The organism is Limosilactobacillus viscerum, from assembly GCF_947387525.1.
Classification (GTDB): domain Bacteria; phylum Bacillota; class Bacilli; order Lactobacillales; family Lactobacillaceae; genus Limosilactobacillus; species Limosilactobacillus viscerum.
On sequence record NZ_CANDNW010000009.1, the window covers coordinates 40,176 to 50,735 of the forward strand.

Annotated in this window: 8 protein-coding genes and 2 pseudogenes; 1 reads left to right on the forward strand and 9 read right to left on the reverse strand. The window is 44.7% G+C overall.

Annotation, left to right across the window (positions count from 1 at the left end):
- Positions 1–168: 168 nt before the first annotated feature.
- The 4 genes from QOS07_RS04160 to QOS07_RS04175 all read right to left on the reverse strand — a co-directional run bounded on the left by QOS07_RS04160 (position 169) and on the right by QOS07_RS04175 (position 4,368).
- Positions 169–687: a hypothetical protein gene (locus tag QOS07_RS04160; RefSeq protein WP_283587748.1), complete on the reverse strand. Its 519-nt coding sequence runs from the start codon at positions 685–687 to the stop codon at positions 169–171.
- A 19-nt stretch (positions 688–706) separates the two neighbouring features.
- The gene (gene glpK / locus QOS07_RS04165; RefSeq protein WP_283587749.1) at positions 707–2,212 is read right to left on the reverse strand and encodes a glycerol kinase GlpK; all 1,506 of its coding nucleotides are present in this window, start codon (positions 2,210–2,212) and stop codon (positions 707–709) included.
- 64 nt (positions 2,213–2,276) lie between these two features.
- Entirely contained in the window at positions 2,277–2,480 is a 204-nt protein-coding gene (locus QOS07_RS04170) for a 2-hydroxymuconate tautomerase (protein WP_326521326.1), read from the reverse strand.
- Between the two features lie 58 nt (positions 2,481–2,538).
- The gene (locus QOS07_RS04175; RefSeq protein WP_283587751.1) at positions 2,539–4,368 is read right to left on the reverse strand and encodes a monovalent cation:proton antiporter family protein; all 1,830 of its coding nucleotides are present in this window, start codon (positions 4,366–4,368) and stop codon (positions 2,539–2,541) included.
- Positions 4,369–4,538: 170 nt separating this feature from the next.
- Here QOS07_RS04175 and QOS07_RS04180 point away from each other — a divergent pair, with 170 nt between their 5' ends.
- Positions 4,539–5,945, forward strand: coding sequence for a C69 family dipeptidase (locus tag QOS07_RS04180; protein WP_283587752.1), 1,407 nt, complete (start codon positions 4,539–4,541; stop codon positions 5,943–5,945).
- Positions 5,946–6,099: 154 nt separating this feature from the next.
- Here the strand turns inward: QOS07_RS04180 and QOS07_RS04185 are convergent, their stop codons facing one another.
- From QOS07_RS04185 to ahpC, 5 genes and pseudogenes are all read right to left on the reverse strand, one after another.
- Positions 6,100–6,459: a hypothetical protein gene (locus QOS07_RS04185; RefSeq protein ID WP_283587753.1), complete on the reverse strand. Its 360-nt coding sequence runs from the start codon at positions 6,457–6,459 to the stop codon at positions 6,100–6,102.
- A gap of 35 nt (positions 6,460–6,494) precedes the next feature.
- Positions 6,495–6,971 (reverse strand): annotated as a pseudogene (locus tag QOS07_RS04190) (glycosyltransferase family 2 protein).
- Between the two features lie 83 nt (positions 6,972–7,054).
- Positions 7,055–7,924, reverse strand: a pseudogene (locus QOS07_RS04195) (glycosyltransferase family 2 protein).
- 182 nt (positions 7,925–8,106) lie between these two features.
- Positions 8,107–9,762 (reverse strand): FAD-dependent oxidoreductase, encoded by a 1,656-nt coding sequence (locus QOS07_RS04200; RefSeq protein WP_283587754.1) that lies wholly within the window; start codon positions 9,760–9,762, stop codon positions 8,107–8,109.
- Between the two features lie 18 nt (positions 9,763–9,780).
- Positions 9,781–10,344, reverse strand: a complete 564-nt coding sequence (gene ahpC, locus QOS07_RS04205; protein ID WP_283587755.1) for an alkyl hydroperoxide reductase subunit C — start codon at positions 10,342–10,344, stop codon at positions 9,781–9,783.
- Positions 10,345–10,560: the final 216 nt, after the last annotated feature.

A 10,560-nucleotide genomic window follows, 5' to 3' on the forward strand; every position in this document is an offset into this window, starting at 1 on the left:
GGGCCTGATGGCTAGCATAGGACGATCGTTAACACGGAACGAGCTAGCAATTATCCGTAACTAGATACTAAGGCCCTGGGTTGTGGCACGCGATATCTCTGCAATATTCGGAGCTAAAATAAGGGCCCGTGACAACCAAGTTTTGTCATGGGCCCTTTTTGTTGGAAACTAACTAGCTCCCTCTTCTTTCAAATCGACACCGACTAATCCCGCCAGCTCATGCCAGTACTCAATTAGCAACTGGTAGTCGATCATTGTAAAGTAGCTTATCTGTAACTTGCCAAACTCCTCTAGCTGCTGGCGGAGACGGAAAGAAAAGTCATTAATTTTCACTACCCGCTGACTCATCTCAACCGGCGGCAATTGTTTCTTAATATCCGCAGCATATTGGTTGGTCAGCTGGACATAAAATGATGCAGCAGCAAACGTGGGTGCCAGGTCAAGCTTCATTATCTCATCTTGTGACTTTGCAAAAAGCTTGTACCAGTGGTTCATCCCCTGCCAGTATTTCCTGGCCAATTTCTGACTTCGTTCATCAGCCCACGACATCGGATACTCATTCATTGCCTTCCATTGGTTCCAAATCTCGACATATAGTGACTGGTGTGGGCCTAGTTCTTCTTCACGGTTAGTCGTGACAAACTCGCCCAACCCGGTTATTAGCTGTTCAGGTTTCATTTGTTTCATGGCTTCCCCTTTTACATTTTTATTTTTCGTGGCTAAAGTATTGTGCAGCCTTAATTGCTTGTTGCCAACCAGCATAAATCTGATCTGCCTTTTCTGCACTCATCTGTGGTGCGAACTCATCGCCAATCTTGGACAGGCGCCGAAGTTCATCCTGGTCGTTCCAAAAGTCAACGGCCAGTCCCGCTAGAAAGGCAGCCCCTAAAGCAGTTGTTTCTTCCATTGCCGCCCGTTTGATCGGTGTCTGAAGGATGTCAGCTTGAAACTGCATCATGAAGTTATTCCGCGAAGCACCGCCATTAACGGTCAAGGCAGTCAGCGGCAGCTTAGTATCCTTCACCATCGTGTCAACCACATCACGAGTTTGCAGAGCAATCGATTCCAGTGTTGCCCGTACCAGGTGATTCCGGTTGGTCCCCCGCGTCAGGCCGAAGATCGCACCACGAACTTCTTGGTCCCAGTATGGTGCCCCTAACCCGGTAAATGAAGGTACGACATAAACCCCACCGGTTGACTCAGCATCTACCGCCATCTTTTCTGATTCGCTGGCGTGCTTGAAGAGCCGGAGCCCATCGCGGAGCCACTGGACGGCCGAACCAGCAACGAAGATACTACCTTCCAGAGCGTAGTAAGTCTTCCCGCCAAGTCCGTATGCAATCGTGGTTAAGAGGCCATTATCAGACAAGGTTGGCTTTAACCCGGTGTTCATCACGATAAATGCACCGGTCCCATAGGTATTCTTCACCGAACCCTTATCATAGGCTGCCTGGCCAAACAGGGCTGCTTGTTGGTCACCAGCAATTCCGGCAATCGGAATCTGGACGCCATAGAAATGGTAGTCACCCGTATAGCCAAAGATCGCTGAACTGGGTTTTACTTCTGGCAGCATCGCCCGCGGAATATCTAGCAGGTCAAGGATATCCTGATCCCAGTCCAGATCATGAATATTAAAAAGCATCGTCCGGCTAGCATTAGTGACATCGGTAGCGTGCACCCGCCGACCACTAAGGTTCCACAATAGCCACGTGTCGATCGTGCCAAAGAGAAGGTCGCCGTTTGCTGCTTTTTCACGTGCACCTGGGACCCGGTCAAGGATCCACTTAATCTTCGTGGCCGCAAAATAAGAATCAATTACTAGTCCGGTCTTCGCATGGATCATGTCCTTGTAGCCGTCCTTGATCAGCTGTTCTGCAATGTCACTAGTTTGTTTCGACTGCCATATAACAGCATGGTAGATCGGCTTACCAGTGTTTTTATCCCAGATTACCGTGGTTTCACGTTGGTTAGTGATCCCAATTGCGGCAATCTTGTATGGCTTAATCTGGGTCTTAATCATCACGTCAGAAATCACAGCTTGGACACTGTCCCAGATTTCCATGGCGTCATGCTCAACCCATCCCGGTTTAGGGAAATACTGGGGGAACTCCTTTTGACTCATTCCCACCTTATTGCCTGAATGGTCAAAAATGATTGCACGGGCACTCGTTGTCCCCTCATCAATGGCCATAATATACTGTTGTTCGTTCAAACTAACTTCACCCTTTCCAGCAAAGAAAAAAGCCACCGGTAATTTTAAGGGTGGCTAATTTTGATTACTTGTCGCTTACCATCTTACCGCCAACACTGTAACGGTCCTTACGCATTTCGTTTAAGACAATGTGCACCCGTTCTGCTGGAACATTGGCGTTCTTTGAAATGGCTTCGGTAACGTCTTTAACCAGACCCTTAAGCTGTTCGTCTGTGCGTCCCTCAATCAAGTCGATATGAACTAAAGGCATATCTGAAACCTCCTCAATTAATCTTGTTCTATCTTATCACAAATGCAACGGTGAAGAAATCCCTTTCACGGGAGTTTTATCCCCGCCGCCTAAACTGACGTCGGACCTCTGCCGCAGCACTCTGCTCACCAGTAAAGATGACGTGGTCGCCAGCCTCCAGGACCGTATCGCCATGGGGTGAAATTGCCTTGTGGTTCCGGTAAATCCGGCTAACCGTAATCTGGTCAATAAATGGCAAGGTATGCAGCTCTTGTCCCACCAGGTTAGGGTTACGAACGACGGCTTCAAACAAGCCGGCATCGGTATCCATCAGCATCTCAAGGATCGATGGTGTTTCAATCAGTGACCGCAACACCGAAATCTGAACATTGAAACGGTTGTAGATTTCAACGCCAAGCTGGTAAAGCTCACCAACCTTGTCCTGGTTTCGCCCAGGATCATTTTGACCGGCAATTACCCGGGCAACTTCTTCCTCCTTTGCTAGCTTGGCCAGCCGTGCATTCTTATTATCACTTGGGAAGCAGAGTGCCATAATATCGGTATCGAAGAACTTGCCGGCTGCTAATGATTGCTCATCAATCGTTGGCAAATAGGTCAAGTCGACTACTTCACTGTTAAATGTCTTGTAATTTTCTTCATTATCAGTTACCATCCGTACTTCATACCAGTTCTTGGACAGCTGCTGGGCTACTGGGACGGAGAAGGTGTTAGTCCCAACGAAGACAACCCGCTGCTTGATCAGGTCGGACTTATCTAGCTTGTAGACCGAATTAAAGATGATTGGTGCGATAATGCAGACGATCACTGCCGCCAGAATAAAGGCGTCGGACTGGGTGCTGGTAATTGCATGGAGGTTACGAGCAACGGTCAAGGAAGGCAGGACCAGCGTGATCGTTGTTACAACCAGGAAGCTTCCGGCAAATGAATTACGGGTTGAAAAACGACGCCGGTAAATCAGCATCACTGGCATCTTCGCCAGGATAAAGCAGAGGACCAGGACTGGAATCAGTGCTAATGCTTGCGGGTGACTAACCAAGACGCGGAGGTTTAACCGTACCCCTGTCATGATGAAGAAGAACGGAATTAAGAAACCGTAGCCGATTGAGGTTAGCTTATCCTTCGTCGCCTCTGTTGGTTCTAGTAATTTCATTACCATTCCAGCAAGGAAGGCACCAAGAATGTTTTCAGCCCCGACCGTTTCGGCAATTGTTACTAAAACAAAGATAAGGCAAAAGGCTAACCGAACATCTAACTGGGTGGTTGATTTTGAAATCCGGCTAAACCAGACATAGGGCTGCTTAAACCGGCGCAGCAAGATAATTGCCGCTAAGAACAGGAGAATTATTAACCAGAGTCGGCCGGCATTTCCCCCGTTGATCGACGCATAGATTGTCAGCGAGAGCATCGGGACGACTTCACCGAGGACCGCGGTCAATAAAATTGTTTGGCCAGCCGGTCGGCCAAGGATCTCCTTTTCCTTCAAGGTTGCGATAACCACCCCCAATGCAACGGTCGAGAAAACAATCGTTGCAAGGAATATATCAGAGAATAAACCAACGGCATGCAAGATTCCACCGAGAATGGCGGCCGTGATAATTACCAGAGCAAAAGCTTGTGCCGCTAGTTTGACCGGTGATTTGTTATCCTGTTGCTCGCCGGTTTGGCGTTTAAACAGGTCAAAGTCAATTTCCATCCCCGATAGAAACATCAGCATGATTACCCCAAAGGTCGACATCATACTCAACGTTTCATTTGGCGAAACAATATTAAATGCACTCTTTCCCAGTAGAATACCGACAATGATCTCGGCAACTGCTGTGGGAATCGTTGAAACTTTTAGGCGGGCCATCGCGATCGGGATGATCAAGGCCGCGACCATAACAATTAATACAGAGACTTGCTCCATAACACTCTCTCCCTTATCACATATCTCTTTTCCATTATATTATTAGGTATTTTTGCTGCAAACTATTAATTTTTCAATTGGATAAACACAGTATTCGACTTATGATTTAATTCGCGGTACAATTATTAAACGTTGATAAAATTATACTAATAAAGGAGTTCAACTAACTGATGACAAACAAATTAACTGCTTGTACCAGTATTTTAATTGGAAAAAAGGCTAGTATTGATGGCACAATCATGATTGGCCGGAATGAAGACGCAAAAGCTGCCTGGCCGAAGCACATGGTTGTCCACCAGCATGGTGAACTCGGTAAACGGTTCATTTCCAAAGATACCAAGTTAGAGATTGACCTCCCGGGTGACAGTGCTCGTTACACCGCCACTCCTGAATGGGCCGATAAAGATGGACTATTTGAAGAAGATGGGATCAATGAATATGACGTTGCCATGAGTGCAACTGAAAGTACCTATGCTAACCCACTCGTCCTCGGGTGCGACCCGCTCGTAGATGACGGTCTGAATGAAGAGGCAATGGTAACCGTCGTTCTCCCCTTCATTAAGTCTGCCCGTGAAGGGGTCCAGCGGTTAGGTGACATGATCGCTCATTATGGGACCGGCGAAACTAACGGGGTTCTCTTTGCGGATAATGATGAAGCATGGTACTTTGAAAACGGAAGCGGACACTACTGGGTTGCACAACGGATACCGGATGATTGCTACGCGGTTGCTGCTAACCAAATGGCAATTCAAGAAATCGATTTTAACGATCCTGATAACTTTATGTACCATCCAGAGATTAAGCAGTTTGTTGACGAGAATCATTTAAATCCGTCAGCCAATACTTTTAACTTCCGGAAAATCTTCGGAACCGCAGACCGGTCTGACGCTATTTACAGTGAACCGCGGGTATGGGCTGGTCATCAAATGTTCAGTCCACAGGCAGCAAAGGATGAATATCCAGAAAGCACCGAACTCCTCTTCATTATGAAGCCAGAAAAAAAGCTTTCCGTCCTGGATGCACAGAATTTTCTGAGCAACCACTTCGAGGGGACCGAATTTGACCCGCTAGGCAAGGGGCCAAATGCTCATAAGTACCGGCCAATCAGCCTGGCAAAGACGCAGGAATCACATGTGCTGCAAATGAACCGCCAGCCTGGTGCTAATATCCATTGGTTAGCAATGGGGGTTGCGGCACAGAGTACCTATGTTCCATTCTTCAACGGGATCACTGCTGTTCCTGCACCATATAAGCGGGGAAAGCTACCTGCCCAGCTCAACTCTGCCTACTGGGTATTTAAGCAAGCAAGTGTGCTGGTTGATAGCCACTTACATGATTTCTTACCTTTACTGGAAGATGTTCAAAAAGAACGTCGTGCTGCCGCAATTCGCTTAGTACGGACGACGGATGCTGAGTTAAAAAATTATACTGGTAAGGAACGCGAAACATTCCTCACCCGTCAGAGTAGCAACTTTGCCGTTGATACAATGAATGAATACAAAAAGTTAGCAATGGAATTGATCACTAAAATGACCGATTACTCGCCATTGAATTTTAATACTGATGAGAACTTATAAAGTTGAAAAAGTACGAATAGGAAGTCCCGCCTGAGTATTTTCTAAAGTACACTCAATAACGTAAATAAAGGGAGTCAGGGTTTGGCATATTAAGTCGAACCTTGACTCCCTTTATGTTCATGAAACTCTCAAAACCAGTTCCACGTCTTTCTCATCATCCATTTTCAAGATGATTAAGCTTATAAGAAAGCTCCTGGTATTCCTTGGTTAAGCCGGCATGTTTTGTATAATCGCAGGCGGTACTAATCGCCGTGTAATAAACATCACAAGTGGAAGCTATATTCAATCCTAGACCTAACGTGACACTCATCTGTTCTTCCAGGGCATGAACCAGTTCATACAACTGAATTCCTGTTTTCCGTTCCGAATTTGTAGGCTGGTTATACGTATAGCCCGCAAATTGTTCATAAGAAATTTTGCTGGCATTCAAATAAAACTTCCACATTGTCTTTGTATCTTCAGCATACTTTCGGTCAGTCGGAAAAAAGACTCCTTTAGCGCATTTTTTCTTCATCAATTTTGCCCATGGACCAGTTAACGATAGCCAAATCAGATTGTATAAGCTTCCATACTGGGTAAACCACTCTTGCCAAGTATATACTCCCACAGCTTTTCCTGGTCGGGAAAACGTTGTGAATGAAGTTGGCTCGGATCGTCGTTTAAAATAATATTATACCCGCAAACTGCAATATCACTATCGTACTTTTCAATCTGCTGGTGAAGATGTTCAAAGTAAATCGGATTCAAAATATCATCAGGGTCAACAAAAGAAATGAAGTCACCAGTTGCAGCCTCCATCCCCCGATTACGAGCAATTCCACGTTACGCGTTCTTTTCATTGATCAACTTTATCCGTGAATCCTGGTCCGCAAAAGCACGGCAAATTGCAAAAGATGAATCGGTGGAGCCATCATTTACTAGAATTATTTCCAAATTGGTGTAAGTTTGACTCACGATAGAATTAAGGCAGCGCTCTAGGTCCTTGCCAACATTATAAATTGGTAAAATCACGCTTATTTTATCCATAAAATCTCCCCAAATAACCTTTATTATTCCTGGCGGTTTTTTCCATAGAAGTAGGTACTACCTAGCCTATGCCAATTTAATTATTAATGTTCCAAATGATTGAGCTTAAACGACACTTGGTCATAAATATCAACATCGCCTAGTTGCTTAGAAAAGTTAAGTGCCATCTTCAAGTAATGAATGTAGACAGGAAAGTAACTCGTAACATCAAACCCTCTTGTTCCCAAGAAGGCGATCTGCTCTTCAAGTGCATTGACTGATCCATACATCATTGCGGCTAATTTTTTAGCCGGATCTGGATGTTGCTGATTAATGTAATCAGGATTGGTTTTAAAAGAAATTCGCTTAGCATTCAAGTAAAATTTCCACATTGTCTTAATGTCTTCTGCCAGTGAGCGGTCATGTGGGAAAGATACGTCCTTTATGCAGGAACGACGGATAATTTTAGCCCAAGGGACAATCACTGGGATTTCGATTGTTTGATAAAAGTCACCTAGTCTAGTCATCCACTCATCAGTACTATAAACGCCAGTTGATTTAGTCTTTGCCTCATTCGTAATTACGGCTAAGTTTTGGGGCGTCTTTTGATCAAAGAACTTATAATCACAGATTGCAATATCGCTATTATATTCCTCAACCTGTTTGTGTAAGTCCTTAAAATAGTTAGGATCAAGGAAGTCATCCTGATCCATAAAGGAAATAAAATCCCCAGTTGAGGCTTCCATCCCGTGATTGCGTGCAATGTTTCGTCCTGTATTATCTTAGTTAATTACCCTAATTCGCTGGTCCTGTTTTGAAAAATCCTCACACATTGCAAATGAGCTATCAGTTGATCCATCATTAACCAAGATAATTTCTAAATTAGTATATAATTGGTTAACAATTGAATTAACACATCTTAGTAAGGTTGCACCACCATTATAAACAGGCACGATGATACTAATTTTATCCATATGAATCTTCCATTTCTAATAATGTCTTAATAGCAAGTCTTAAGCTTAGGTTCTATTTACAATATATCTACCTATAAATATACACCAGTATTATACACCTTTCACAATTATTGAAAAATAAGTTTTTTAATAACAAAAAAAGCCAAGGATTTATGTCCTTGGCTTTTTAATCGCATGTTATTTTATTGGTACTTTTCAACCGCCGCAACTAACTGTTCAAGTGATTGGCTACCAAAGATAACCGGTGAATCATCAATCATCGTTGCGGGAACTGACATGATCTTCTTATCCTTTCGTAATTCAGGATCATGCTGAAGGTCAATCATTGTTGCCGTGATGTTTGGATTCAGCGATGCCATCCGTTGGCAAGCGGCCACTACATCAGGGCAGAAGTGGCAGGTCAGTGAAACACCAATGTGAATGTTAGCAGCTGGCAACTTCTTAATCCGTTCTTCCATCGCCGGATCAATAGTTTGACCGGGTCCTGCAACATTGTAGACACCAAGTACAAGTGAGTTCAGTTCATGGCCAGTTGGGATACCAGCATAGTGTAAGCCAGTATCATTGCCATTTTCATCAAGTAGCCGTAATAACGGAAGCTTTTCGTCACTCTCTTCTTTGCTGGTAACCGTAAAGTGGTCATCAAGTCCGGCAAATTCGGTAACAAAGCCGAGCAGCTGCTGGCCAAGGTCACTACCATTAAGGTCTACTTCAAAGGTAACATTCTTGGTTAACCGTTCAAAAATTGGCTTCAACTGACTATCAATATCAGCACTGAGCCAGTTACCTTCATGCGGTGCTACTTGTTCTTGCTGGTCAAGGTTCGTTGTTTGACCAACCGTCTTGGCCGCCTTCTTTGCTGTATCCGCATGGATTGGGATTCCTTGCTTTTGCTTTTGTGCCGTGATATATTGCTCAGCTGAAGTAGCGGCAACCGCACCATCTGATGCTGCCGTGATGATCTGCCGCAGGTTCTTAACAATAACATCCCCTGCTGCATAAACACCATCGACATTAGTTGCTCCATTTTCGTCGGCCTTAATGTAGCCACGGTCATCAAGTTCGATGATGCCCTTTAGGTTCTTAGTGGCAGGCTGGGTACCAACGTAAATGAAGATGCCAAAGGTGTTGTCACCCTTGTCAACATGGTAAACCGTCTCTTTACCAGTCTTATTGTTTACCAGGACTGCTTCAGTAACGTAGTCGTCACCAGTAACCTTCTTAATTTCAGTATTATATTCAACTGAAACTTTCGGGTTATTCAAAGCACGGGCAGCCATCAACGGTGGACACTTGAAGTGGTCTTTACGAACCAGGACAGTGACGTGCTTACCAAAGCGACTCAGGTAGTCAGCTTCTTCAGCGGCTGCGTAGCCACCACCGACCACAAAGATTTGTAAGCCAGTGAAGAGTTCACCATCACAAGTCGAACAGTAAGCTACTCCCCGACCACGGAATTCATCTTCACCAGGGAAACCAACCTTCCGTGGCTGGGCACCAGTAGCGATGATCACGCTCCGGGCATGGTACTCTTTACCGCTCTTGCCTACCAGGACCTTTACCTCGTCATTAACTTGGTACTTCTCCACTTCATCATGTGCAATCGTCACACCGAAGTCGGCAACCTGCTTTTGCATCTGGTTCATCAGTTGCGTGCCGTCAACCTTTTCCACCGCGGGGTAGTTATAAACTACCGACGTTGTGGTTACTTGACCGCCAACCGTGTCACCTTCCAAAATCAAGGTATCCAGTGTTGCACGACCAGCGTAAAGCCCGGCAGATAGTCCCGCCGGCCCGGCACCAACAATGATCAGGTCGTATAAGTGTTCATCTGCCATATCGATCACCAATTTGGATTAAAGCTTACCAACAAGGTCTAAGCTTGGCTTGATTGAGTCTTGACCTGGCTTCCAGTTTGCAGGGCAAACACGGTCACCATGTTCACGAACAAATTGAGCAGCTTGAAGCGTCCGCAGAATTTCTTCAGCGCTCCGGCCAATACCCATGTTGTTAATAGTGTAGGATTGGATCTTGCCATCAGGGTCAACGATGAAGACACCACGGTATGCTTGACCATCATCTTCGTCCAGTACGTCAAACATCCGGGCTAACTTACCAGCAGGGTCGGCAAGCATGTGGTACTTGATCTTACCAATCTTGTCAGATGCTTCAGCCCATGCCTTGTGAACGAATTCAGTATCTTCAGAAACGGAGTAGATTTCAGCGTTAGCCTTCTTGAAGTCTTCGTACTTGTCTTGTAAGGCTTCTAGTTCAGTTGGGCAAACAAATGAAAAGTCTGCTGGGTAGAAGAAGAAAATGCTCCACTTACCAAGAACATCCTTCTTAGTAACTTCCTTAGTTTCACCGTCTTGGTATGCGTTTACCTTGAAGTCTTCAATTTCGTGTCCAACAAAATTCATAGATATCCTCTCCTTAATTAGAATGATTCTTAATTACAATTACTAGTATAACCCACTTTTTTGATTAATCAACCCTTCTTAGAATAATTCTAAGCATTTTTTAGGAGTAGCAAACATTAAGGCGGATTAATGCCTTTAAAATCGCGGTTTGTAAAATTAAGTTAGAAAAATAAAAAAGTCATTTGTGATAGACTTTTGAATAACCACAAACAAAAG

Coding starts and splice junctions, on each gene's coding strand:
- QOS07_RS04160 (WP_283587748.1), bottom strand. CDS start 687: ATGAAACAAATGAAACCTGAACAGCTAATAACCGGGTTGGGCGAGTTT.
- QOS07_RS04175 (WP_283587751.1), bottom strand. CDS start 4,368: ATGGAGCAAGTCTCTGTATTAATTGTTATGGTCGCGGCCTTGATCATC.
- QOS07_RS04180 (WP_283587752.1), top strand. CDS start 4,539: ATGACAAACAAATTAACTGCTTGTACCAGTATTTTAATTGGAAAAAAG.
- QOS07_RS04185 (WP_283587753.1), bottom strand. CDS start 6,459: ATGAAGAAAAAATGCGCTAAAGGAGTCTTTTTTCCGACTGACCGAAAG.
- QOS07_RS04200 (WP_283587754.1), bottom strand. CDS start 9,762: ATGGCAGATGAACACTTATACGACCTGATCATTGTTGGTGCCGGGCCG.
- ahpC (WP_283587755.1), bottom strand. CDS start 10,344: ATGAATTTTGTTGGACACGAAATTGAAGACTTCAAGGTAAACGCATAC.